Consider the following 24,604-nt stretch of genomic DNA (forward strand, 5'->3'; position numbering starts at 1 on the left):
CGGGGTCGGAGTCGGCGTTGTCGGTGCGCCGGGCCACAATGGTCCGCGTCGTCACCGGCCGGACGGCCCCCGTCCGGCACCCCGTACCCCCCGATTCTTGGTTAAGGAGCCGCGCAGCGATGGCCCGCCGCAGCACGAAGACCCCGCCGCCGGAGGATTTCGAGGAGAAGATCCTCGACATCGACGTCGTCGACGAAATGCAGGGCTCCTTCCTCGAGTACGCGTACTCGGTGATCTACTCCCGCGCCCTGCCCGACGCCAGGGACGGCCTGAAGCCGGTGCACCGGCGCATCGTCTACCAGATGAACGAGATGGGCCTGCGCCCCGACCGCGGTTACGTGAAGTGCGCCCGCGTCGTCGGCGAGGTCATGGGCAAGCTGCACCCGCACGGCGACACGTCGATCTACGACGCCCTCGTGCGCATGGCGCAGCCCTTCTCCATGCGGCTGCCGCTGGTCGACGGCCACGGCAACTTCGGTTCGCTCGGCAACGACGACCCGCCGGCCGCGATGCGTTACACCGAGTGCCGGATGGCCGACGCCACGTCACTGATGACGGAGTCGATCGACGAGGACACCGTCGACTTCACCGCCAACTACGACGGCCAGGAGCGCGAGCCCGTCGCCCTTCCGGCGGCGTACCCGAACCTGCTGGTCAACGGCGCCTCCGGGATCGCCGTCGGCATGGCCACCAACATGGCCCCGCACAATCTCGGCGAGGTCATCGCGGCCGCCCGCCACCTGATCCGCTATCCGGAGGCCGACCTCGAGGCGCTGATGCGCTTCGTGCCGGGCCCGGACCTGCCCACCGGCGGACGGATCGTCGGGCTGTCCGGGATCAAGGACGCCTACGCGAACGGCCGGGGAACCTTCAAGATCCGGGCCACCGTGGCCGTGGAGGACGTGACCCCGCGCCGCAAGGGCCTGGTCGTCACCGAACTGCCCTTCACGGTCGGCCCCGAGAAGGTCATCGCCAAGATCAAGGACCTGGTCGGCTCGAAGAAGCTCCAGGGCATCGCCGACGTCAAGGACCTCACCGACCGCTCGCACGGCCTGCGCCTGGTCATCGAGATCAAGAACGGCTTCCACCCGGAGGCCGTGCTGGAGCAGCTGTACAAGCTGACGCCGATGGAGGAGTCCTTCGGCATCAACAACGTCGCGCTGGTCGACGGGCAGCCGCTGACGCTGGGTCTGAAGGAACTGCTGGAGGTCTACCTCGACCACCGCTTCGAGGTCGTCCGGCGCCGCAGCGAGTTCCGCCGCACCAAGCGGCGCGACCGGCTGCACCTGGTCGAGGGCCTGCTGGTGGCCCTGGTCGACATCGACGAGGTCATCCGGCTCATCCGGGACAGCGACAACTCCGCCCAGGCCAAGGAACGCCTGATGGAGCGCTTCTCGCTGAGCGAGGTCCAGACGCAGTACATCCTGGACACCCCGCTGCGCCGGCTCACCCGCTTCGACCGGATCGAGCTGGAGTCCGAGCGCGACCGGCTGACCGGGGAGATCGACGAGCTGACCGGGATCCTCGACTCGGACGGCGAGCTGCGCAAGCTGGTCTCCTCGGAACTGGCCGCGGTCGCGAAGAAGTTCGGCACCGAGCGCCGGACGGTGCTGCTGGAGTCGGCGGGCACGGCGGTCGCCGCGGTCCCGCTGGAGGTCGCGGACGACCCGTGCCGGGTCCTGCTGTCCTCCACCGGCCTGCTGGCCCGTACGGCGGGCGGCGGTCCGCTGCCGCAGGAGGAGGACGGCGGCCGGGCCAAGCACGACCTGATCGTCTCGCAGGTGGCCGCCACCGCCCGGGCCGACGTGGGCGTGGTGACGTCCAGCGGGCGGCTGCTGCGGCTGCCGGTGATCGACCTGCCGCAGCTCCCCGACACCCATGCCGCGCCGAACCTGGCGGGCGGCGCCCCGGTCTCGGAGTTTCTCTCCGGACTGGAGCCCGACGAGGCGGTGGTCTGCCTGACCTCCCTCGACGAGTCCTCGCAGGGTCTGGCCCTGGGCACCGAGCAGGGCGTGGTCAAGCGCGTCGTGCCGGACTACCCGGCGAACAAGGACGAGCTGGAGGTCATCACCCTCAAGGAGGGCGACCGCATCGTCGGCGCGGTCGAACTGCGCACGGGCGAGGAGGACCTGGTCTTCATCACCGACGACGCCCAGCTGCTGCGTTACCCGGCGGCCCAGGTGCGCCCGCAGGGCCGCCCGGCGGGCGGCATGGCGGGCATCAAGCTCGCCGAGAACGCCAAGGTGATCCACTTCTCCGCCGTGGACCCGGCGCGGGACGCCGTGGTCTTCAGCGTGGCCGGCTCGCACGGCACGCTGGACGACTCGGTGCGCTCCTGCAAGCTGACCCCCTTCGACCAGTACCCGCGCAAGGGGCGCGCCACGGGCGGCGTGCGCTGCCAGCGGTTCCTGAAGGGCGAGGACCTGCTGGTGCTGGCCTGGGCCGGGAACGCCCCGGTCCGCGCGGCCGCGGCGAACGGCACTCCGGCCGCCCTGCCTGCCCCGGACCCGCGCCGCGACGGCTCGGGCACCGCCCTGCCGGCCCCGGTCGAGGCGCTGGCCGGAGGCGTGCTCTAGGGGCTCGCTCCCGGATGACCGGGACGGCGGGCGGGCGGTCCGGGCGGTTGACGGGCCGCCCGCCCCCGGTCCCGACTACTGTTTTCCCGGTACACGCGGGTGGGGGGAGAACAGCACTGATGAGTCGTCGGCCGAGCGGTTTGATCGGGGTGTGGGCCGAGGCCCAGCGCCAGCAGCAGCGGACGCAACTGATCCAGCAGCGCGAGGCCGAGCGCCGGCAGCGGGCCTACGAGCGGGACGCGGCCCGGGACCGGCGGGAGCAGCAGGCCGCCTACAAGCAGCACCGCGAGGCGGAGGCACGGCGTCGCACCGAGCGGATCGAGGCCGAGGTGGCCGCCCTCCAGGGGCTGCTGGCGGCGGGCTGCCGGGCGCCGGCGTTCCGGATGTCCGCCTTGGTGCGCGACGAGCGGCTCGCGCCCTTCGACCCGGGCACCCTCGCCCACCCGGTGCCCATGCCGCAGCTGCACCAGTTCCAGCAGCAGAGCAGCGGCTGGACCCTGGGCTCGGGCCGCCGCGCCCAGGCGGAGCGCGAGGCCCACGACCGGTACACGCACGCCTGGCAGGCCGCGCACGCCGCGGAGCAGGAGCGGCTGCGGCACCTGGCGGCGTACCGGCAGCAGTACGACCGCTGGGCGGCCGACCAGCTCGCCGGGATCCGCCACCACAACAGCGGCCTCACCGACCTGGCCGCAGCCCTGCGGGCGGGCGACCCCGAGGCGGCCGTGGAGTACTTCTCGGCGGCCCTGTACGCCTCGACGGCCTGGCCCGAGGAGCTGCCCCGCCAGGTGTCCGCCGCCTACGACCCGGCGGCGCGGCAGCTGGTGCTGGACTGGGAACTGCCCCGCTACGAGGCCGTGCCGGAGACGAAGTCCGTGCGGTACGTGGCCGGTACGGACCAGGACAAGGAGACGGCCCGGCCCGCCACGCAGCGCCGGGGGCTGTACCGGGACCTGCTGGCCCAGTGCGTGCTGCTGGTGCTGCGCGAGGTGTACGCGGCGGACGAGTTCGGGGCGCTGGACTCGGTGGTCGTCAACGGGTTCGTGGACGACCACGATCCGGTGACGGGCCGGGAGGCGCAGATCGTACTGGCCACGGTGCAGGCGGCGCGGGCGGCCTTCTCCGGGCTGCGGCTGGCGCAGGTGAGCGCGGTGGACTGCCTGGCCGACGGGCTGCGGGGCCAGTTGTCGGCGCGGCCCGACCAGCTGACGGCCGTACGGCCGGGCCGCAGGCCGGGCGAGGTCGGCGGGGTCGGCGGCGTCGTCAGCCACGGCGGCCGCCCGGACGCGGACGGGAGCGGCGGGGCGGACGAGCCGGACCTGTTCGTGATGGATCCGATCGCCTTCGAGAACCTGGTCGCGGAGCTCTTCCGGGCGATGGGCATGGAGGCGGTGACCACGCAGCGCTCGGGCGACGGGGGCGTGGACGTGGAGGCGCTGGATCCGGCACCGATCCGGGGCGGGCGGATCGTGGTGCAGGTCAAGCGCTACCGCAACACCGTCCCGCCGACGGCGGTGCGGGACCTGTACGGCACGGTCCAGGACGCGGGGGCGAACAAGGGGGTGCTGGTCACCACCTCGTCCTTCGGGCCGGGGTCGTACACCTTCGCCAACGGCAAGCCGCTGGAGTTGGTTCCCGGAGCGGACCTGGTGGAGCTGCTGCACCGGTACGGGCTGCGGGGGCGGCTCGGCGACGGCGCGCGGACCCCGGCCGTACCGGCGCAGCGGGCGGCGGCGCAGCCGGTGGTGGAGCAGCCGGTGGTGGAGCAGCGGGCGGCGGCGCAGCCGTTGGCGGCCGACCGCAACGTGCTGGGGATGTCCTGGTCGGGACGGGTCGCGCTCGACGTGTGCGCGCTGGTCTGCGAGGGCGGCCGGGTGCTGAGCGAGGACCACTTCGTCTTCTTCAACAACCCGCGGACCCCGGACGGTTCGGTGTGCTCCCGCCCGCACACCGCCCCCGACAAGGCGGCCGTCGAGGTCGGCTTCGACGCCCTGCCGCAGCACGCCGACCGGCTGGTGCTGGTCGCCGCGATCGACCCGGAGGTCAATCCGGACGCGGACCTGGCGGGTTTCACCGATGCCCGGATCCGGCTGCTGGACGCGGCGGGGGCGGAGATCGACCGGCTGGAGGTGTCCGACGGCCGGGCGGGCGAGACGGCCCTGGTCCTCGGCTCCTTCCGGCGCCGCCCGAACGGCGACTGGAAGTTCGTGATCGGCGGCAAGGGCTACCGCGGCGGTCTGGAGGCCCTGCTCAGCGAGTACGGCGTCGAGGTGGCGTAGGCCGCGTCCGCGGGGCGGCGTCGCTCCGCGCGCCGGATCGCCGTACGGGCGCCCAGCGGGACGGCGGCCGCGAGGGATCCCGCCGCGACGGCGGCGGCTCCCGCGGCGGCCCGGCCGACGGCGGCGCCGGTCGGCGGCGGCCCGAGGCGCGGCCGGGCCGCTCCCGCCGGATCCAGGGTGACCAGCGTCTCGGCGCCGACGGGATGTTCCCGGGGCCGCGCGGCCCCGCGCAAGGGGGCCGGCGGCCCCGCCAGGGTGAGGACGCGGCCGTCGGCCAGCCGCGCCCGCCGCACCTCCCCCGGCCGCCCGTCCGCCCGGGGCCGGACCTCGGTGACGACGGCCGGGTATGCGACGCCCCGGTCGCGCAGGATCTGGTCGGCGGTCCGCTCCGACCAGCCGTGGGTCAGGGTGAGCGTGCCGGCATAGAGCACGCCCGCGGCCAGGCCCGCCGTCCGGGCACCGCGTACGGTCAGCCCGTGCAGGGCGGCGAGGAGCCCGAACGCGACGAGCCCCGCGAGCCCGAGGTACATCCAGGCCGGCTCCTGCACGCGCCAGGGCCCGGAGGCCGCCCGGGCGTGCGGGTCCCACAGCACGAACAGCCGGGCCAGTCCGACGAAGGCGCCCGTCAGGGCCGTGGCCCACACGCCCGCCCACACCACCGCGGGCCTCGCCGTGACCAGCCCCGCCGGTCGCACCGACCCCGGCGGTCGCACCGGCCCCGCCGGTCCCGCCCGGGCCGACCGCCGCGCCCGGCCCGCGAAAGAACGCCCGAGTTCCCCGTCCCCGCCCATCCGTCCAGTGTCCCGGCAACCCCCGCCGCGCGTAAGGGCGTGGACGGGCCTCAGTCCCCGGGGCCGCGCTCGCCCCGGTCCACGTACCGCAGGACGCCCCACATGCTCTCCGGCGGCGCGTCCTGCGGCGCCCCCTCCCGGCAGTCCTCCAGTGCGCGCAGCAGGCCCGGCCCGTCGAGGGCGGAGCCGATCAGGACGAGTTGCGTCCGGCGCGGTTCGCCCCGCCCCCAGGGGCCGGGGGCGAACCTCAGGAAGCGGCCGACCGACTGGACCTCGTAACGCTCCTGATGGCCGGGCACGCCGAACCAGACGTAGCCCTTGATCCGGTAGAGGCCGGCCGGCCGGCGGTCGAGGAAGTCGATGAGGCGGCGCGGGGAGAGCGCCGCGTCCGAGGTGAACGCGACGCTCTCGTAGGCCGCGTGCAGGTGCTCGGAGTGATCGCCGCCGTGTCCGTGGCCGTGGCCGTCCCCGTGCTCCTGCGCCTCCGCGAGCAGGTCCTCGAAGGAGAGCTGCCCCCGGGTCCGCTCCCAGGGGCGGCGGTCGAAGAGCAGCTCCGGGTCGATCCGCCCGTGATCGGCGCCGATCACGGGGATGCCCGGGGCGCAGAGCCCGGCGAGCAGTCCCTCGACGCGGGCCCGTTCGGCGGCGTCCACGCGGTCGGTCTTGTTGAGCACGACCAGGTCGGCGACGGCCAGGTGGCGGTCGGTCTCCGGATGCGCGGCCCGGGTCGCGTCGAACTCCGCCGCGTCCACGACCTGGACCAGGCCGCCGTACCGGACGGCCGGGTTCTCGTTGGCCACGAGCATCCGGACCATCTCCTGCGGTTCGGCGAGCCCGCTGGCCTCGATGACGATCACGTCGATGCGGTGGGCGGGCGCGGCCAGCTTCTCCAGGTACGCGTCCAGCTCGCTGCCGTCGACGGCGCAGCACAGGCAGCCCCCGCCGAGGGAGACCATCGAGTCGCCGACCTGCCCGGCCACGGACATCGCGTCGATCTCGATCGAGCCGAAGTCGTTGACGACGACTCCGATCCGGGTTCCCGCCCGGTGCGCGAGCAGGTGGTTGAGGACGGTGGTCTTCCCGGAGCCGAGGAATCCGGAGAGGACGACGACGGGGACGGTCCGGGCGGACGGAGCGGGCTGCCTGCTGTTCACCCGGCCGATCGTAGTCAGCCCGCGGCGGGTACGGGTTCGGGCGGGGTGGGTCCGGCGTAGCGGGCGGCCGGACGGATGATCTTCGAGTCGGCGGCCTGTTCCAGGACGTTCGCACTCCAGCCCACCACGCGCGCCGCGCAGAAGGTGGGGGTGAACATCTCGCGCGGCAGCCCGCACAGCTCCATGACCACGCCCGCGTAGAACTCGACGTTGGTGTGCAGTTCGCGCCCCGGCTTCAGCTCGGCGAGGATCTCCTCCACCTGCCGTTCGACCTCCACGGCGAGGTCCACGAGCGGGCCGCCGAAATCCAGGGCGATCTCCCTGAGCATCCGCGACCGCGGGTCCTCGGTGCGGTAGACGGGGTGCCCGAAGCCCATGATCCGGTCGCCCGCGAGGACCCGTTCGCGGATCCACGGCCCGATCCGCTCCGCGGTGCCGATCGCGTCGAGGGTGTCCAGGGCCCGGCTGGGCGCGCCCCCGTGCAGCGGTCCGGAGAGCGCCCCCACCGCCCCGGTCAGGCAGGCGGCGACGTCGGCGCCGGTGGAGGCGATGACGCGGGCGGTGAAGGTGGAGGCGTTGAAGCCGTGGTCGACGGTGGAGATCAGGTACCGCTCGACGGCGCGGGCCCGGACCGGATCCGGCTCCCGCCCGGTCAGCATGTAGAGGTAGTTGGCGGCGTACGGGAGGTCGTCGCGCGGATCCACCGGCTTCAGCCCCCGCCCCAGCCGGTACAGGGCGGTGAGCAGCGTCGGTACGGCCGCGCAGGCGGCGAGCGCGTCGGCGGCCCGTTGGCCGGAGTCGAGGTCGTAGACGGGGCGCATGCCCGCGGTGGCGCCGAGCAGCGAGAGCGCGGTGCGCAGCCCGGCGAGCGGTCCGCCGGCACCGCCGGCGCGGGCGAGGGCGGGCAGGGCGTCGCGGACCCCGGCGGGCAGGTGGCGCAGCGGGGCGGTCTCGGCGGCGAAGGCGTCGCGTTCGGCGCGGCCCGCGGGCAGGGCGCTGCGGAACATCAGGTGCCAGACGTCCTCGAAGGTGCGGCTCGCGGCGAGGTCGACGGCCGAGTACTGGCGGTAGTGGTAGAAGCCCTCGCGGCCACGGACGTCACCGAGTGCGGTCTCGGTGACCACGACTCCCGCGAGACCGCGGGGTACATCGACGGTTGCGTTCATGGATCGACCATCCATGATGGATTCAATCCCTGTCAATGTTGATTGAATCAATATCTGTAGGGTGTGCGTCATGAACGACGAGGCGGACGGAGAACGGCGGATCGGCACCCGGGAGGCCGCCGCGCTGCTCGGGGTGAAACCGGCCACCGTGTACGCGTACGTCAGCCGAGGGCAGCTCGCGAGCCGGCGCGAGGCGGTGGGGCGCGGCAGCACCTTCGACGCGCGGGAGGTCGAGGAGCTGGCCCGGCGCAGCCGGCGCGAGGCGGCCGGACGCTCCCCCGCCGGCGAGCCGTCGGTGCGGACCTCGCTCACCCTCATCGAGCCCGACCGGTACTACTTCCGAGGCGTGGACGCCGTGGAGCTGGCCTCCCGGCACCGCTACGAGGAGGTCGCCGAATTCCTCTGGACGGGCACGCTGGTGCCGGGGGCCCGGTTCACCGCACCGCCCGGGCCGCTGACCGCCGCCCGCCGGGTGGTCGCCGCGCTGCCGGAGCACGCCGGGCCCATCGACATGCTGCGGGTGGCCACCGCCGCCGCGGCCGTCGCCGACCCGCTGCGCTTCGACCTGTCGCCGGAGGCCGTACTGGGCTCCGCGCGCTGCCTGGTCCCGACACTGGTCGGCGCCCTGCCGACCGTGCGGACCGGCCCGCGCGGGAACGGCCCGCTCGCCCGGGATCTGTGGCACCGGCTGACCGCGCGGGAGCCCGACGGGGCCTCCCTGCACACCCTCGATCTGGCGCTTGCCCTGCTGGTGGACCACGACCTGGCCGCCTCGACGCTGGCCGTGCGCGTGGCGGCCTCCGCGCGCGCCCATCCGTACGCGGCCGTCTCCGCCGGGCTCGGCGCGCTGGAAGGCCCCCTGCACGGGGTCGCGGGGCGGCTCGCGCACCGGATGCTCACCGAGGCCCTGGAGCGGGGCGGAGCGGCCCCCGTGGTCGCCGACCACCTGCGCGCGGGACGGCGCGTCCCGGGGCTCGGGCACCGGCTCTACCGGGGCGAGGACCCCCGCGCCACGGCCCTGTTCGCCCGGCTGGAGGCCCTGCCCCACGCGGCGCCCGCGCTGGCGGCGGCCCGCGAGGTGGTGGCCACCGCGGCGGGCCGGCGGCCGGGCCTGCACGCCAACGTGGACCTGGCCCTGGCGGTGCTCACGGTCTCCTGCGGGATGCCGGCGGAGGCCGGGGAGACGGTGTTCGCGGTGGCCCGGACCGCGGGGTGGATCGCGCACGCGCTGGAGGAGTACGGCGAACGGCCCCTGCGCATGCGGCCGAGCGGCCACTACGACGGTCCCCGGCCGCCCCGGCCCCTGCCGTGACGGCCGGGGACCGCCCGCGGGCGGTCCGGCGGCGGGGTCAGGTCCGCAGCCAGACCGCCGTGTCCGGCCCGAGCAGCCCGGCGCCGTCCGGCGGGGCGCTGCTCAGCAGGACGTCCGTGTGCCGCGGCAGCGCGACCGGCGCGCCGGAGAGGTTGACCACGCACAGCAGCCCGTCCGGCCGGGTGAAGGCCAGCACCCCGGGCGGCGCGTTCAGCCACTCCAGCGAACCGCCGCCGAACCCGCCCGCCGCCCGGCGCAGCCCGAGGGCGCTGCGGTAGAGGGTCAGCATCGAGTCCGGCCGCCCCTCCTGGCGGTCGGCCGCGTACGTGGCCCAGTCCGCGGGCTGGGGCAGCCAGGGGTCGTTCCAGGGCTCGGCGGACCACGGCAGCGGCACCCGGCAGCCGTCGCGCCCCGGGTCGGTGCCGCCGGAGCGGAAGTGCATCGGGTCCTGGATGCGGCCGATCGGTATCTCGGCTTCCGGCAGCCCCAGTTCCTCCCCCTGGTAGACGTACACGGAGCCGGGCAGGGCGAGCGTCAGCAGCGCGGCGGCACGCGCCCGCCGGGTGCCGAGCGCCAGGTCGGTCGGGGTGCCGAAGGCCTTGGCGGCGAAGTCGAAGCCGGTCTCGGCGCGCCCGTAGCGGGTCACGGTCCGGGTCACGTCGTGGTTGCTCAGCACCCAGGTGGCGGGGGCCCCGACGGGTGCGTGCTCGGCGAGGGTCTCCTCGATCGAGGCGCGCAGCCGCCCGGCGTCCCAGGGGCAGCTGAGGAAACCGAAGTTGAAGGCGGTGTGCAGCTCGTCGGGGCGCAGGTAGCGGGCGAAGCGCTCGGAGTCCGGCAGCCAGACCTCGCCGACGAACACGGCGCCGTACTCGTCGGCGACGGCCCGCCAGGAGCGGTAGATGCCGTGGAGTTCGTCCCGGTCGATGTACGGGTGCGCCGTGGCGGCGCCCGCGGAGGCGCCCGCCCCCGGGCCGGGCCACGGTCCGGGCGGGCGGCCCGCCAGGTCGGGCAGGGCCGGGTCCTTGACGAGCAGTGCGGCCGAGTCGATCCGTACGCCCGCGACGCCCCGCTCGAACCAGAAGCGCAGGACCTCCTCGTGCTCCCTGCGGACCTCGGGGTGGTCCCAGTTGAGGTCGGGCTGCTGCGGGGTGAAGAGGTGCAGGTACCACTCGCCGTCCGGGGTCCGCGTCCAGGTGTCGGCGCCGTTGAACTGCGAGGGCCAGTCCCCCGGCGGCAGTTCGCCGTGCTCGCCCCGGCCGGGGCGGAAGTGGAAGAGCCTGCGCTCGGGGCTGCCGGGACCGGCGGCGAGGGCGGCCCGGAACCAGGGGTGCCGGTCGGACACGTGGTTCGGGACGATGTCGACGATGGTGCGCATGCCCAGGTCACGGGCTTCGGCGATGACCTTCTCCGCCTCGGCGAGGGTGCCGAAAGCGGGGTCGATGGTGCGGTAGTCGGCGACGTCGTAGCCGCCGTCGGCGAGCGGGGAGAGGTACCAGGGGGTGAACCAGAGGGCGTCCACGCCGAGCGCGGCGAGGTACGGCAGACGGGCCCGGACGCCCGCGAGGTCACCGGTGCCGTCCCCGTCCCCGTCGGCGAAGCTGCGTACGTACACCTGGTAGATGGCGGCCGAGCGCCACCAGTCGGAAGCCGGCACGTCGATCCTTTCAGCCCTTGAGGGAGCCGGCCGTCAGGCCGCCCATGATGTTGCGCTGGAAGATCAGGAAGAGGATGAGCGTGGGTGCGGAGGCGATCACGAGGGCGGCGGTGAGGTGGTTCTCCGGGACGCCCCGGGACAGCGAGTAGATGCCGACGTTGAGGGTCTGCAGCGCCGGGTCCGGGAGGGTGAGCATCGGCCAGAGGAAGTCCTTCCAGACGCCGACGACCGCGAAGATCGACACGACGCCGAGGACGGGCCGGGACATCGGCAGGACCACCGAGCGCAGGGTGCGCAGCGCGCTCGCCCCGTCGATGGCGGCGGCGTCGAGGACCTCCCGCGGGATGGAGTCGAAGAAGCGCTTCAGCAGGAAGATGCTGAAGGCGTTGGTGACGGACGGCAGCCAGATCACCCAGGGCGAGTTCAGGAGGTTGCGCTCGAAGAGCGGCACGTCCAGGACGGTCAGGTACTGCGGTACGACGAGCACGGCGGCCGGGACCATCAGGGTCGCCAGCATCATCCCGAGGACGGCCTTGCCGAGGACCGGCCGCAGCTTCGACAGCGAGTAGGCCGCCGCGACGTCGAGGACGAGCTGGAAGACGAGGGCGCCCAGCGCGTAGTAGAGGGTGTTCGCCAGCAGCCGGGCGAGGTCCATGACCCGCCAGGCCGCCGTGTAGTTGGCGGTGTGCACGGAGTGCGGCACCAGGGTCGGCGGGACGCGCGCGAACTCCTCGGTGCCCTTGAGGCCGCCCGCGGCCATCCAGTAGAGCGGGCCGAGGAAGACGAGGGTGAACCCGGCGACGACCAGGGCGAGGACGCTCCAGTAGAGGATCCGGCCCCGGGGGCGGCTCCACCGGACCGGGGAGATCAGGGTGCGCTCGGCCATGCGTGGGGCTCCTTGTCAGCTCTGGTCGTCGCGGCTGAGGCGGACGTACGCGGCGGAGAAGCCGCCGAGGAGGACGAGCAGGCACAGCCCCAGGGCCGCCGCGGCGCCGTACTGGTTGAAGCTGAAGGCGTACTGGTAGATGAGGACGACCACGGTGGTGGTGGCGCCTTCGGGTCCGGCGCCGCCGGTCAGCAGGAACGGTTCGGCAAACACCTGCATCGTCGCGATCACCTGCATCAGCAGCATCAGCGAGAGGATCAGCCGGGTCTGCGGGATGGTGACGTGCCAGATCTTGCGCAGCAGCCCGGCTCCGTCCAGCTCCGCGGCCTCGTACAGCTCGCCGGGAATGCCCTGGAGCGCCGCCAGGTAGATGAGGGTCGCGCCGCCCATGTTCATCCACGTCGAGGCGAGGACGACCGACAGCATGGCGGTGTCCGTGGACTGCAGCCAGTCCTGGGCGGGCAGGTGCAGGAACTCCAGGATCCGGTTGAACAGGCCGTACCCGGGGTCGTACAGGTACTTGAACAGCAGGACCGACGCCACCGGCGGCATCATCACCGGCAGGTAGACCAGCAGCCGCAGGTAGCCGCGGGCGTGGCGCAGTTCGCCGAGGACGAGGGCCAGCACGAACGGCACCGCGAAGCCGAGGACCAGCGCGAGCCCGGTGAAGAGCAGGGTGTTGCGCCAGGCCTGCCAGAAGCCCGGGTCGTTGAAGACGTAGGTGAAGTTGTCCCAGCCGGCCCAGTGGGTGCTGCCGCCCTCGGTCTTCTGGAAGGCCAGCAGGAACTCCCGGACCATCGGGTACCAGGAGAAGAAGCAGAAGCAGAGCACGGCGCCGATGAGGAAGCCGTGGGCGGTGAGGTTCCGCTTCAGCTCCCGTACGAACGCCGCGCGGCGGGCGGGTCCGGCCGCGGGGCGCGGGGGCGCGGGGGGATCGGTGGGAAGGGGGGTCGGGCGCAGGGGGGTGGTGGCCGGCATCGCCGCTCTCTCCTCACGGGGTTCGTCGGTGGCGCGGGCGTCGGGAGGAGCCGGCGTCGGCGGGCCCGCCGGGCCCCTCCCCCGCCCGGTGGTCGGCGGTTCGCGGTCGGCGGCCTGTTGGTCGGCGGTCGGCGGCCTAGCGGTCGGCCAGCACCTGGTTGACCGCCTTCTCCGCCTCGGCGAGCAGCTGCGCGGCGTCGGCGTCCTTGTTGGTGAGGACCCCCGACATCACCTTGTCGAGCACCTTGTAGACCTCCTGGGCCTTCGGCGGCTCCGCCTTGCCGGGTACCGGGTTGTCCAGGAAGGCCTTGAAGTTGGCGACCGGCATCGTGGCGCTCGCGGCCTTCAGCCCGTCGTCCTCGGTCTTGCTCGCCCCGGTGAAGAAGGCCGGCTGCGGCAGGCCGACGGGCAGGCCGTCCGCCTTGCTGCGGTCGTACCGGAACTGTCCCTTGCCGACGGCCAGGGTCGTGAAGTTCAGCCAGGCCACGGCCGCCTTGATCTTGTCCGGCGAGCTGCCCTTCTTGATCAGGTAGCCGTTGCCGCCGGCCAGGGTGGACGCGCCGCCGGGGATCGGTCCCATGCCGAAGTTCTCGTACTTCGCGCCCAGCTGCTGGACCATGTACGTGATGTCGTCGGGCGCGGCCAGGAACATGCCGAGCTTGTCCGAGGCCATCTGCTTCTGCAGGTCGCCCCACTTCAGCAGTTGGGTCTTGCCCATGCTGTCGTCCTCCCAGCGCATGGCGCGGAGGTTGTCGACGATCTTGCGGCCGGTGGCGTTGTTGAAGGCGGCCTTGCCGTCGGCGCCCACGACGTCCCCGCCGAGGCCGTACAGGGTGGCGGTGTAGTGCCAGCCGCCGGTGTTCTCCACGCTGTACTCGCCGAAGCCCGCGGTGCCGTTGCCCAGTGCGGCGATCTTCTTCGCGGCGGCCCGGACCTCCTCCCAGCTGCGCGGCGGGGCGTCGGGGTCGAGGCCGGCGTCCTTGAACAGCTTCCGGTTGACCAGCAGACCCATCGTGTAGTTGCTGGTGGGGAGGCCGTAGAGCTTGCCGTCCTGCTTGAGGACGCCCAGGACGCCCCGGTCGATGTCGTCGAGGGCGGGGACCGAGCGGGGCGTGACGTACGCCGAGATGTCCTGCGCGCCGTCGTTGTCCAGCACCTGCTTGAGGTCGGTGAAGTAGGCGTAGAAGACGTCCGGCTGGGACTTGGCCTTGAGCATCGCCGTGAACCGCGGCGGCTCCAGGCACTGGCCGGGGGTGGAGCGGCCCTCGATGGTGACGTTGGGGTACGTCTTGTTGAACTCCGCCACGTCCTCCTTCCACTCCTTGAGCTCCGCCGCCTTGGCCGCGGGCGGCATGCAGTCGATGGAGAGGGTGACCTTGGTCTTCGGGTCGAGCGGCACGGCGGCGTCGGCGCCACCGCCGCCCGTCTGCTGCGCCTTCGGGTCGCCGCCGCTGCTGCTGGTCCCGCACGCCGCGAGGGCGGTGACGGCGAGCGCGGAGGCGAGGGCGGCCGCGAGGTTGCGGCGGACGTGGGTTCTCATCGGTGGTCCCCTTCGAGCTTCGGGCAGGAGGCGTGGGGGCGAGCGCGGCACACTCAACCACCACCGACAGATGAACGCAATATCTCGCGCAGATTTCGCAAGCCATCGACAATGATCGGACGCTCTTACGGATGCGGGACGCAAAAAGGCCCCGGACGCATGGGGCGTCCGGGGCCTGGGCCCGGTACGGGCCGGGGAAGCCGGTCTAGGAGGCGCGCGGCGCCTGTGCGGTGGAGCCGCGCACCACCAGCTCCGGCTCGAAGAGGAGCTCGCCGGGCTGCACGGCACCGCCCTGGATCTGCGCCGTGAGCAGCTCGACGGCGGCCCGGCCCATGGCCTCGATGGGCTGACGGACGGTGGTCAGCGGGGGTTCGGTGCAGTTCATGAACGCGGAGTCGTCGTAGCCGACCACGGAGACCTCCGCCGGTACGCCGAGCCCGCGCCGGCGGGCCGCGCGTACCGCCCCCAGTGCCAGCGGATCGCTCGCGCAGATGATGCCGGTGACTCCGCGGTCCAGCAGCCGGGAGGCCGCGGCGTGGCCGCCCTCCAGGGAGAACAGGGTCCGCTCCACGTGCGCGGCGGGCAGTTCGGCCCCGGCCGCGGCGGCGACGGACTGGGCGGCCACCAGCTTGCGCAGCGAGGGGATGTGGTCGGCGGGGCCGAGCACGAGGCCGATCCGCTCGTGCCCCAGCGAGACCAGGTGGCGCCAGGCCTGCTCGACGGCGACGGCGTCGTCGCAGGCCACGCAGGGGAATCCGAGGTCCTCGATGGAGGCGTTGATGAGGACCACCGGGACCTTGCGCTCCGAGAGCAGCCGGTAGTGCTCGTGCGGGGCGTCGGCCTGCGCGAAGAGCCCTCCCGCGAAGACCACCCCGGAGACCTGCTGCTGGAGGAGGAGTTCGACGTAGTCGGCCTCGGAGACGCCGCCGGTGGTCTGCGTGCACAGCACCGGGGTCAGCCCCTGCTGGGCCAGCGCCCCGCCGATGACTTCGGCGAAGGCCGGGAAGATGGGGTTCTGGAGCTCGGGCAGGACCAGGCCGACCAGCCGGGCCCGCTCTCCGCGCAGCTGGGTGGGGCGCTCGTACCCGAGGACGTCGAGCGCGGTGAGCACGGACTGCCGGGTCGCCTCCGAGACGCCCGGCTTGCCGTTGAGCACCCGGCTGACCGTCGCCTCGCTGACTCCCACCTTCTTGGCCACTTGAGCAAGTCGTCGCGTCATGCGCGCAAGACTAGCGCAAACCGTGCAAGTCGCTTGCGGTCCGTCGGAGGCGGGCGCGGGGGCGCCCCGGGACCGGTAGTCCCGGGGCGCCCCGCACCGTCAGGGCTGCTGGTTGATCCTGAAGGTGGACGTCGTGTTGCGCACGTCCACGGCGTTGTCGGACATCCTGAGGTTCTGGATCGTCACCTCCCCGACCGCCGGACCCTGCCCCGCCTCGGGCATCTCGTTCGCCCACAGGCCGAAGCCGGACTTGGCGTCGAAGGCGTCACCGCTCTTCTTCGCCCCCGTGATGGTGATGTCCTTCAGGACCGTGTCCTTGATGGGATTGACGGGCTGGCCGCCGATGTACTGCGTCTGGAACATGATCCCGCTGTACGTCGGATCGACGATGTCGACGTTGTTGATCCTGATGCCCTGGAACACCTTCGAGGCGGAGAAGAGCCAGATCCCCGGGAAGGTCTGCGCGCCCCAGAAATGGCCGCCCGAGCGTACGACGGAGATGTTCTCCAAGGTCGTCGGATCCGTCCCGAAGCCGTTCATCGGATACCCGAAGTCCAGCGAGCTGACGGTGATGCCCGAGTAGACGAGGGTGTCGGCGATGTGGATGTTGCGGAAGGTGTTGTTGTAGCCGCCGTAGACGGCGACACCGGCCGCGCGCCAGGTCAGGATCGTGGTGAGGTTCTCGTAGACGTTGTTCTTCATGTCCGCGCCGCCCGCGTCGATCGCGGAGAACAGCGCGAAGCTGTCATCGCCCGTGGCCCGTGCCTCGTTGTTGGTCACGAGGTTGTCCGTGCTGCCGTTGGTCATGTTGATGCCGTCGGCGAACAGGTCGCGGATGCGGGAGTTCTTGATGGTGATCCGGTCCGTGTTGGCGCCCCAGTAGAGGCAGACCATGTGCTCGTTCCAGACGTTGTCGATGGTGATGTCGGTGACGTTGGCGAAGTCGAAGACCTTGCCGGGGCCGTCGATCCGCGAGGTGTAGTTGCCGAAGTAGGAGAAGCCGGAGAAGGAGGAGCCCTTCGCCGTGCCCTCGGCGCGCCAGCCGATGTCGGTGTTGTCCTGGGAGGCGGGCGCGTGGAAGCGGGTGAACCACGGTCCGGCACCGGTCACCTGCACGGCCTTCCCGTACACCTGGAACTTGCTCGCGGTCTCGTAGGAGCCGGTCGGCAGGTAGACGCCGACGAGCTTGCCCGTGGTGTCCATCCGGACCTTGTCCAGGGCGTTCTGCACGTCCTGGTGGGTGAAGCCGGCCGGCACCGTGTAGGCCGCGGGGTCGGGGTTGGGGATCTCGGTGGCCAGCTCCAGGCTCACGAAGTCGATCGCGTAGGTGCTGGTGTTGGCGGTGTCCTTCTGCAGCCGGATCCTGCTGCCCGCCGGGACGGTCTCGCCGAGCAGCAGGTTCGCCTCGTCGTAGATGTGCCGGGGCGCTCCCGCGCTCGGCGCGTTGCCCGGCGAGGCCTCCGCGCCGTACAGCCAGGCGTACTTGGAGGTCAGCGGCATGGCCTTCTTCAGCGTGCCGTTGACGTAGACGTCGAGGGTCGCGTCGATGCCCCCACCGCCCGGGGCATCCGGGATGGAGAAGCGGGTGACCAGGGTGTTCGTGGCCGCCCTGGTGGTGAACTCCACGTACTCGCCCGTCGCGTCGAGGTTGACGGCCTTGCGGCCGGAGGCCTCGCCCGCGATGTCGCCGATGGTGCGGTTCGGGCCGGCGACCTGCGCTCCGCCGCCGACCGACGCGTCCTCCGCCTCGTACATGTCGAAGGGCATGTTCGCCCCCCGGCCCACGAAGAAGGGGCGGGTGGAGCTGTTGTTGGCGCGTTTGACGGGCAGCTCGTTGGCGTCGTCCGCCAGCACCACCTTGACGGTGTACCGGCCGTTGGCCGCGGGCCAGCTGCCCAGCGGAACCGGGGCGGAGGAGGCTCCGGCCGCCAGGGCGCCCGTGAAGGAGCCGGTCAGCGTACGGACGGTGGCACCGCCCGCGTCCTGGAGGGTCAGGGTGACCGCGTGCGGACCGGAGGCGGCGGCCACCGTGCCCTTGTTCTGCACGGTGACGGTGAAGTTCACGGCCTGGCCCGCCGCCGGGGCGCTCGGTGACCAGCTCACCGCCGAGGCCACCAGGTCGGAGCTGTCGACGGGCCGGACGACCAGGGGCGCGCCGGTGAGGGAGTTGTTGCTGTCGTTCTGCTCGATGACCGCGTTCGCCTCGTCGACGACCGCGGCGAGCGGATAGGTACCGGCGTCCCGCGCACCGATCACGGCGGTGACCGTGGCGCTCGCGCCCGCCGCGAGCGCCGGTACGGCTGCGGTGGCCGCCTTCGTGCCGCCCAGCTGGAAGGTGACCGCCGAGGCCCCGGCCGCGGCGGTGCCGCTGTTCTTGACGGTCGCCGACAGGGTGACGGGATCCGACTCGACCGGGGCCGACGGGGCCGCGCTCAGCGCGGTGACCACCAGGTCCGGGTTGGGCGCCTGGACTCCGATGACCTGGAATTCGGCGATCTGCCCGTTGGAGGAGCCGGTGTTGGCGGTGAAGCGGAGCTGGACGTCCGCGACGCGCGCGGTCAGCGGGACGGTGACGGTGTTGCCGGACGCCGGGTCGAAGGCGTAGTCCCGGGCGGCGACCAGGCTGGTGACGCCCTGGGCCCCCTGCTCCCGGCCGAGGACCTCGATGGTCTGGGTGCGCCGGCCCCAGCCGGCGTCCGGATTCAGCTTGAGGACGAGGCGGCTGACGTCGGCGTTGGCCCCGAGCCGGACCGTCAGCGTGCTCGGATAGGCTCCGGCCGCACCCTCCCAGTAGGTTGCGGTGTCGTTGTCGGTGGCGTTCTCGGCGACGAAGGTGTGGATCACCGAGCTGCCGGTGACGGGCTTGCCGACGGCCAGGTTGGAACCGCTCCCGCCGCTGCCGTTGCGGGTGACCGGGTTGCTGTCGCCCGAGCGGTTGCCCGCCGCGTCCCTGGCCCGGACGACGTAGGTCACGGTCGCGTCGGCGGGCTGGGCGTCGGTGTACGTGGTGGCGCCGCCCCCGACCGTCGTGCGCAGCACGTTGTTCGCGTAGACCTCGTATCCGGTGACCCCCACGTTGTCGGTGGAAGCCTGCCAGGCCAGCCGGATCTGCCCGGCCGCCGGTTCGGTGAGGGCGAGGGAGCCGGGGGCGGTCGGCGCCTGGGTGTCGCCGGAGGCGCCGGCGCGCGTGACGGAGTTGCTGTTCGGCGACTGGTTGCCGGCCGCGTCCTTGGCCCGTACGTAGTAGGTCACCGTCGCGTCGGCGGGCTGGGTGTCGGTATAGCCCGTGGCGTCGGCGCCGACGCTGGTGCGCAGCACGTCGTTGGCGTACACGTCGTAGCCGGTGACCGCCGTGTCGTCGGTGGCGGGCCGCCAGCTGAGCGCGATCTTCCCGGTGGCGGGCTCGGTGTAGGCGAGGCCGGCGGGGGCGGTGGGGGGCTGGGTGTCGCCGCTGCGCGGTCCGTAGATCTCCAGCTCGGAGAGCTGGCCGGCGCCCTGCACGGTGTTGGCGGAGATCAGGACGCGGACGTAGCGGGTCGTGGCCGCGTCGAAGGCGATCGTCACGGCGTTCGCGCCCGCGGCGTTGAACTCGTAGCCCTTGGCGGCCGTGAGGTCGGTGAAGTCGCTGCCGTTGGCGCTGCCCTGGATCTTCAGGGTCTGGGTGCGCGGGCCCCAGCCGTCGGGCAGCCGCAGCACGACGCGGTCGATGCGGACGGCGGCGCCGAGGTCGGCCCGGATCCACTGGGGCAGCGCGCCGCCCGCGCTCTCCCAGTAGCTGGCGGTGTTGCCGTCGTTGGCGTTGGCCGGGGCATAGACCTGCGTCTGGCTGCTCGCGGTCAGGGTCTTGCCGAGGGCCAGGTTGACGGAGGAGTCACCGGCCGTGCGGACCTCCAGCTCGGAGAGCTGCGCCGCCCGCCAGCCGGTGTTCGCGGTGATCTCGATCCGGACGTACCGGGCCAGGGTGGCCGGGAAGGTGATGGTCACGGTGTTGGCGCCGCCCTGCGCGAAGGTCCGCGCGGCGGAGGCGGCCAGGGTGCTGAAGCCGGTCCCGTCGGCGCTGCCCTGGACGGACAGGGTCTGCGTGCGGCTCTCCCAGGCGGCGGGGAGCTTCAGCACCACCTGGTCGACGCGGGTGGCGGCGCCGAGATCGGTCTGCACCCACTGGGGGAAGGCGGTGCCCGCGCTCTCCCAGTAGGTGGACGGGTCGCCGTCGGTGGCGTTGGCGGCGGTGTACGCGCCGTTGCTGCTGCTGGCCGCCGCGGGTCGGCCCGCGGCGGCGCTCGGTCCGCCCGCGGCGGCGCTCAGGGCCGGCCAGCCCAGCAGGAGCAGGGCGGTACTGACGACGGCGGCCAGGGTCCGCCACCTCCAGGTGTGCCTTCTCATATGTCCTCGTCCCTCGACATGAGTTTTCCGAACCAGATGAGACAGGAATTTGCGTGGTGCGGTGCGAGAATTGCAGAGCCCTGCTCAGTCGTCCACACTTCCGACGGCACCAATCCACCCTCATCACTTGCGCAAGCTGGACGCAAATCACGCAAGCGGTTTGCGTGGGCAGGAACGATTCCGCTTAGGCCGCCGCCGACCTACGGTGCTAGTCATGCGGTTCCTCCCCACGCGCGCCCGGCGCCTCGGGCTGCCCCGACGGGCCGTCTCGCAGATCCTGCTCACCCAGCTGGCCATCGCCGCCGGGGTCCTCGTGCTGGCCACCGGGCTCTTCCTGGCACCCCTCGGCGCCCAGCTGGACGACCAGGCCATGCGGCGCGCCCTGGCCATCGCCCAGAGCGCGGCGGCGGACCCGTCCCTGGCCGCCGCCCTCCTGCGGACGGGCCCGGCGGCGGACACCCCCGTACAGGCTGCCGCCGAGCGGATCCGCAGCGCGACCGGCGCCGAGTACGTGGTCGTCATCGACCTGCGCGGCATCCGCCGCTCCCACCCCAGCCCCGCCCTGATCGGACGGCCGGTCTCCACCGACCCCGCCGACGCCCTGGCCGGCCGTGACGTCATGGAGATCGACGAGGGCACCCTGGGCCGCTCCGCCCGCGGAAAGGTCCCCCTGCGCGCCGCCGACGGGGAGATCGTCGGCGCCGTCTCGGTCGGCATCGCCTACGACAGCGTCCGCGAACGGCTGCTCGGCGCCATCCCCGGACTGCTCGCCTACGCGGGCGGCGCCCTCGCGGCGGGCGCGCTCGCCGCCTACCTGCTGTCGCGCCGGATCCGACGGCAGACCCGGGACCTGGCCTTCTCCGACATCGCCGGACTCCTCGCCGAACGCGAGGCGATGCTGCACTCCGTCCGCGAGGGAGTGATCGCCCTGGACGCGGACGACCACGTCCGGCTCGTCAACGACGAGGCGGCCCGCCTCCTCGGCCTGACCCCCGACGCCGCCCGCACCCTCGCCGGGCACCCGCTGGACGAAGTGCTCGGCCCCGGCCGCACCAGCGACATCCTGGCCGGCCGGGTCACGGGCCGCGACCTGCTCACCGTCCAGGGCCCCCGCGTCCTGGTCGCCAACCGGATGCCCACGGCGGACGGCGGAGCCGTGGCCACCCTGCGCGACCGCACCGAAGTGGAGCATCTGAGCCGCGAGCTGGACTCCACCAAGGGCCTGATCGATGCCTTGCGCGCGCAGGACCACGAGCACGCCAACCGCCTGCACACCCTCCTCGGCCTGCTCGAACTCGGACTGCACGACGAGGCCGTCGAGTTCGTGAACGAGGTCGTGGGGGTGCACCGCACCACCGCCGAGCAGGTCACCGAGAAGGTCCGGGACCCCTTGCTCGCCGCCCTGCTGGTGGGCAAGACCACCGTCGCCGCGGAGCGCGGCATCGCGCTGCGTCTGGCTCCGGCCGCCTTCCTTCCCGACCGCCTGGTCGACCCGGGCGGCCTGGTCACCATCCTCGGCAACCTGGTCGACAACGCCCTGGACGCGGCGGCCGGCTCGGCCGCGCCCCTCGTCGAGGTCGACCTCCGCGCCGAGGGCCGCTCCGCCGTCCTGCGGGTGCGCGACAGCGGCCCGGGCGTCCCCGCCGCCCGCCGCGAGGACGTCTTCACCGAGGGCTGGTCGACCAAGCGCCCCGAGGCCCACCGCGAGCGCGGGCTCGGCCTCGCCCTCGTACGCCGCCTCGCGGAGCGGCAGGGCGGCAGCGCCCGGGCCGGAGGAGCAGCGGACGGAGGGGCGGAATTCTCCGTCGTACTCCCGGAGGCCCTGCGATGAACGAGACCCCGATCCACGTATTGGTCGTCGACGACGACATGCGTGTTGCCAGGATCAACGCGGCGTACGTGGCCAAGGTTCCCGGCTTCCGGGTGTCCGGCCAGGCCCATTCGGCCGCCGAGGCCCTGGAGTTCGTCACCGCCCACCCCGTGGACCTGGTCCTCCTCGACCACTACCTGCCCGACGAGAACGGCCTCGACCTGGTGCGCCGCCTGCGCGAGCGGGGCCACCACGCCGACGTGATCATGGTCACCGCCGCCCGCGACCTGGCCACCGTGCAGGCCGCCATGCGCCTCGGCGCGCTCCAGTACCTGGTCAAACCGTTCGCCTTCACCGGACTGCGCGCCAGACTGGAGGCCTACGCCGCTCTCCGCCGCTCCCTCGCCGGCGGCGGCGAGGCCGAACAGGCCGAGGTCGACCGGATCTTCGGTGCCCTCGCCGCGGCCGGCGGCGCGAACGAGCTGCCCAAGGGGCACTCCCCCACCACCGCGGAACTGGTCCGCCAGGTCCTGCGCGGCGCCGAAGGCCCGCTCTCCACCCAGCAGATCGCCGACCGCGCGGGGATCAGCCGCCAGACCGCCCAGCGCTACCTCAAGCTCCTGGACCGCGCCGGCCGCGTCACCCTCGCCCTGCGCTACGGAGAGACCGGCCGCCCGGAACACCGCTACGCCTGGGTCCCCTCGGCGGGACCCTGAGCCCCGGCCCCCCTCCGGCCCCGCTCAGACCGCTCCGGCCCCCGTCAGGGAACGCACCTCCGTCTCGGCGTGCTTGCGCTCGTCGGGCTCCTCCGCAGAGGTGACCGTCCCCAGCCAGCCCGCCAGGAAGCCGAGCGGGATCGACACGATCCCCGGGTTCTGGAGCGGGAAGTACTGGAAGTCCACCCCGGGGAACATCGACTCGGGACTGCCCGAGACCACCGGGGACAGCACGACCAGCAGCACGGCCGGGACCAGTCCCCCGTACACCGACCAGACGGCCCCCCGGGTGGTGAACCCCCGCCAGAACAGCGAGTACAGCAGCACCGGCAGGTTCGCCGAGGCGGCCACCGCGAAGGCCAGCCCCACCAGGAAGGCGACGTTCAGGCTCTGGGCGAGCAGCCCGAGGGCGATCGCCACCGCCCCGATCCCGACGGCGGCAGCCCGCGCCACGGCCACCTCGCTGCGCTGACGGGCGTGCCGGCGCTTGAGCGAGGCGTAGAGGTCGTGTGCGACGGAGGCCGAGGAGGCGAGGGTGATCCCGGCGACCACCGCGAGGATGGTCGCGAAGGCGATGGCGGCCACGAAGGCGAACAGCACCGCGCCCCCGGTGGAATCCGCGCCTCCGCCGAGGAAGGCCGCCAGCAGCGGAACGGCCGTGTTGCCCGAGGCGTTGGAGGCACGCACCTCCTGCGGCCCCAGCAGCGCGGCGGCTCCGAAGCCGAGCACGATGGTCATCAGGTAGAAACCGCCGATCAGCGCGATCGCCCACACCACCGACCGGCGGGCCGCCCGCGCCGTGGGCACCGTGTAGAAGCGGGACAGGATGTGCGGCAGCCCCGCCGTCCCCAGGACCAGGGCCAGACCGAGGCTCATGAAGTCGAACCGGGCCGTCCAGTCACCCCCGTACTTGAGCCCGGGCGCGAGGAAGCGGGTCCCGTGCCCGCTGCGTTCGGCGGCCGTGCTGAGCAGCTGGTCGAAGTTCCCGTGGAAGCGCAGCAGGACCAGCACCGTCAGGGTGACGGCCCCGCCCATCAGCAGCACGGCCTTGACGATCTGGATCCAGGTGGTGGCCCGCATGCCTCCGAAGGACACGTAGACCACCATCAGGGCGCCCACGCCGATCACGGTGAGGGTCCGGGCCGCGGCGCCCGAACTCCCCAGCAGCAGGCCCACCAGGCTGCCCGCGCCGACCATCTGCGCGACGAGGTAGAGCACCGAGACCACGACGGAGGAGGTCCCGGCCGCGATCCGTACGGGCCGCTCGCTCATCCGGGCGGCGACCACGTCGGCGAGGGTGAAACGGCCGCAGTTGCGGACCAGTTCGGCCACCAGGAACAGCACCACGAGCCAGGCGACAAGGAAGCCGACCGAATAGAGCAAGCCGTCGTAGCCGAACAGGGCGATCAGCCCAGAGATCCCGAGGAAGGAGGCGGCGGACATGTAGTCGCCCGCGATGGCGAATCCGTTCTCCATCGGTGAGAAGAGCCGGCCGCCCGCGTAGAACTCCTCGGCCGAGCCGTGCCGGTTGCGGCTGACCCATGTGGTGATGCCGAGGGTGACGGCGATGAAGAGGCTGAAGAGGATCAGCGCGAGGGTCTGGTGCTCCGTGGTCACCGGTCCTCCCCCCGTGCCCGCTCGCGCTCCTGGTCGCGCTCCTGCTCGAAGACGGTCCAGCGCAGGTCGAGCGCGGCCCGGTCCCGGCGCAGCCGGGCGTGCCGGGCGTACGCCCAGGTCAGGAGGAAGGTGCTGAGGAACTGCCCCAGCCCCGCGAGCAGGGCCACGTTGACCGAGCCGACGACCGGCCGGGCCATCAGCCCGGGCGCCGCGGTGGCCGCGAGCACGTAGGCGACGTACCAGAGGAAGAAGCCGGCGGTCGCGGGTACGACGAACCTCCGGTAGCGGCCGCGCACTTCCTGGAAGGCGGCGCTGCGCTGCACCTCCAGGTAGATGTCGGACGCCGCGGGGGCGGCCCGGCCCGCCGTCACCGGGCGTGGCGGGACCGTTTCCGCACCCTCGCCCCAGCCCACGGCCAGCGCGTCGTACCAGGGGTCGTCGAGCCGGATCGTTCCGGCATCACGGCCTTCGTCCTTGTCCACCGAACTCTCCTTGTCCGCTGCCGCAATGGCCGCGTGTCCACAAG

16 protein-coding genes are annotated in these 24,604 nt (G+C 73.0%); 5 read left to right on the plus strand and 11 right to left on the minus strand.

Annotated elements, in window-relative coordinates; genetic code table 11:
* Nucleotides 1–119 precede the first annotated feature (119 nt).
* Together ACGFXC_RS28180 and ACGFXC_RS28185 are read left to right on the plus strand one after the other, a co-directional pair.
* Entirely contained in the window at nt 120–2,576 is a 2,457-nt protein-coding gene (locus ACGFXC_RS28180) for a DNA topoisomerase (ATP-hydrolyzing) subunit A (RefSeq protein WP_393717358.1), read from the plus strand.
* 119 nt (nt 2,577–2,695) lie between these two features.
* Nucleotides 2,696–4,852, plus strand: coding sequence for a restriction endonuclease (locus ACGFXC_RS28185; protein ID WP_393717360.1), 2,157 nt, complete (start codon nt 2,696–2,698; stop codon nt 4,850–4,852).
* Here ACGFXC_RS28185 and ACGFXC_RS28190 read toward each other — a convergent pair.
* The 3 genes from ACGFXC_RS28190 to ACGFXC_RS28200 form a co-directional block, all read right to left on the minus strand.
* Entirely contained in the window at nt 4,798–5,496 is a 699-nt protein-coding gene (locus ACGFXC_RS28190; protein ID WP_393717362.1) for a hypothetical protein, read from the minus strand. The two genes, ACGFXC_RS28185 and ACGFXC_RS28190, sit on opposite strands and share 55 nt — an antisense overlap.
* Nucleotides 5,497–5,693: 197 nt before the next feature.
* Nucleotides 5,694–6,797 carry a CobW family GTP-binding protein gene (locus tag ACGFXC_RS28195; RefSeq protein ID WP_393717364.1) on the minus strand — a complete coding sequence of 368 codons (1,104 nt, stop codon included), beginning with the start codon at nt 6,795–6,797 and terminating at the stop codon, nt 5,694–5,696.
* Nucleotides 6,798–6,811: 14 nt separating this feature from the next.
* The gene (locus ACGFXC_RS28200; RefSeq protein WP_393717366.1) at nt 6,812–7,978 is read right to left on the minus strand and encodes a citrate synthase; all 1,167 of its coding nucleotides are present in this window, start codon (nt 7,976–7,978) and stop codon (nt 6,812–6,814) included.
* 55 nt (nt 7,979–8,033) lie between these two features.
* On the opposite strand from ACGFXC_RS28200, the gene ACGFXC_RS28205 reads away from it, so the two are divergent.
* Entirely contained in the window at nt 8,034–9,275 is a 1,242-nt protein-coding gene (locus ACGFXC_RS28205) for a citrate synthase (RefSeq protein WP_393717368.1), read from the plus strand.
* Between the two features lie 37 nt (nt 9,276–9,312).
* Here ACGFXC_RS28205 and ACGFXC_RS28210 read toward each other — a convergent pair whose 3' ends face one another.
* The 6 genes from ACGFXC_RS28210 to ACGFXC_RS28235 form a co-directional block, all read right to left on the minus strand.
* The gene (locus tag ACGFXC_RS28210) at nt 9,313–10,929 is read right to left on the minus strand and encodes an alpha-amylase family glycosyl hydrolase (RefSeq protein WP_393717370.1); all 1,617 of its coding nucleotides are present in this window, start codon (nt 10,927–10,929) and stop codon (nt 9,313–9,315) included.
* A 10-nt stretch (nt 10,930–10,939) separates the two neighbouring features.
* Nucleotides 10,940–11,815: a carbohydrate ABC transporter permease gene (locus tag ACGFXC_RS28215; RefSeq protein WP_393717372.1), complete on the minus strand. Its 876-nt coding sequence runs from the start codon at nt 11,813–11,815 to the stop codon at nt 10,940–10,942.
* A gap of 15 nt (nt 11,816–11,830) precedes the next feature.
* Entirely contained in the window at nt 11,831–12,793 is a 963-nt protein-coding gene (locus ACGFXC_RS28220) for a carbohydrate ABC transporter permease (RefSeq protein ID WP_393717374.1), read from the minus strand.
* A 136-nt stretch (nt 12,794–12,929) separates the two neighbouring features.
* Entirely contained in the window at nt 12,930–14,333 is a 1,404-nt protein-coding gene (locus ACGFXC_RS28225) for an ABC transporter substrate-binding protein (protein WP_393717376.1), read from the minus strand.
* Between the two features lie 205 nt (nt 14,334–14,538).
* Nucleotides 14,539–15,552, minus strand: a complete 1,014-nt coding sequence (locus ACGFXC_RS28230; protein ID WP_393717378.1) for a LacI family DNA-binding transcriptional regulator — start codon at nt 15,550–15,552, stop codon at nt 14,539–14,541.
* A gap of 99 nt (nt 15,553–15,651) precedes the next feature.
* Nucleotides 15,652–19,935, minus strand: coding sequence for a discoidin domain-containing protein (locus ACGFXC_RS28235; RefSeq protein ID WP_393717380.1), 4,284 nt, complete (start codon nt 19,933–19,935; stop codon nt 15,652–15,654).
* A 214-nt stretch (nt 19,936–20,149) separates the two neighbouring features.
* On the opposite strand from ACGFXC_RS28235, the gene ACGFXC_RS28240 reads away from it, so the two are divergent.
* Together ACGFXC_RS28240 and ACGFXC_RS28245 are read left to right on the plus strand one after the other, a co-directional pair.
* Entirely contained in the window at nt 20,150–21,766 is a 1,617-nt protein-coding gene (locus ACGFXC_RS28240; protein ID WP_393717382.1) for an ATP-binding protein, read from the plus strand.
* Nucleotides 21,763–22,461, plus strand: a complete 699-nt coding sequence (locus ACGFXC_RS28245; protein WP_393717384.1) for a response regulator — start codon at nt 21,763–21,765, stop codon at nt 22,459–22,461. Before ACGFXC_RS28240 ends, ACGFXC_RS28245 begins: the two co-directional genes overlap by 4 nt.
* 24 nt (nt 22,462–22,485) lie before the next feature.
* Here ACGFXC_RS28245 and ACGFXC_RS28250 read toward each other — a convergent pair whose 3' ends face one another.
* Nucleotides 22,486–24,078 carry a cation acetate symporter gene (locus tag ACGFXC_RS28250; protein ID WP_393717386.1) on the minus strand — a complete coding sequence of 531 codons (1,593 nt, stop codon included), beginning with the start codon at nt 24,076–24,078 and terminating at the stop codon, nt 22,486–22,488.
* The gene (locus tag ACGFXC_RS28255) at nt 24,075–24,560 is read right to left on the minus strand and encodes a DUF485 domain-containing protein (RefSeq protein WP_393717388.1); all 486 of its coding nucleotides are present in this window, start codon (nt 24,558–24,560) and stop codon (nt 24,075–24,077) included. Before ACGFXC_RS28255 ends, ACGFXC_RS28250 begins: the two co-directional genes overlap by 4 nt.
* Nucleotides 24,561–24,604 lie beyond the last annotated feature (44 nt).

This window comes from Streptomyces sp. NPDC048507 (assembly GCF_043199995.1).
Lineage (GTDB): Bacteria > Actinomycetota > Actinomycetes > Streptomycetales > Streptomycetaceae > Streptomyces.

Bases quoted from the DNA above. Each gene is read 5' to 3' on its own strand.
- ACGFXC_RS28180 (WP_393717358.1), top strand. From the start codon at position 120: ATGGCCCGCCGCAGCACGAAGACCCCGCCGCCGGAGGATTTCGAGGAG.
- ACGFXC_RS28185 (WP_393717360.1), top strand. From the start codon at position 2,696: ATGAGTCGTCGGCCGAGCGGTTTGATCGGGGTGTGGGCCGAGGCCCAG.
- ACGFXC_RS28200 (WP_393717366.1), bottom strand. From the start codon at position 7,978: ATGGATGGTCGATCCATGAACGCAACCGTCGATGTACCCCGCGGTCTC.
- ACGFXC_RS28205 (WP_393717368.1), top strand. From the start codon at position 8,034: ATGAACGACGAGGCGGACGGAGAACGGCGGATCGGCACCCGGGAGGCC.
- ACGFXC_RS28215 (WP_393717372.1), bottom strand. From the start codon at position 11,815: ATGGCCGAGCGCACCCTGATCTCCCCGGTCCGGTGGAGCCGCCCCCGG.
- ACGFXC_RS28220 (WP_393717374.1), bottom strand. From the start codon at position 12,793: ATGCCGGCCACCACCCCCCTGCGCCCGACCCCCCTTCCCACCGATCCC.
- ACGFXC_RS28225 (WP_393717376.1), bottom strand. From the start codon at position 14,333: ATGAGAACCCACGTCCGCCGCAACCTCGCGGCCGCCCTCGCCTCCGCG.
- ACGFXC_RS28230 (WP_393717378.1), bottom strand. From the start codon at position 15,552: ATGACGCGACGACTTGCTCAAGTGGCCAAGAAGGTGGGAGTCAGCGAG.
- ACGFXC_RS28235 (WP_393717380.1), bottom strand. From the start codon at position 19,935: ATGAGAAGGCACACCTGGAGGTGGCGGACCCTGGCCGCCGTCGTCAGT.
- ACGFXC_RS28240 (WP_393717382.1), top strand. From the start codon at position 20,150: ATGCGGTTCCTCCCCACGCGCGCCCGGCGCCTCGGGCTGCCCCGACGG.
- ACGFXC_RS28245 (WP_393717384.1), top strand. From the start codon at position 21,763: ATGAACGAGACCCCGATCCACGTATTGGTCGTCGACGACGACATGCGT.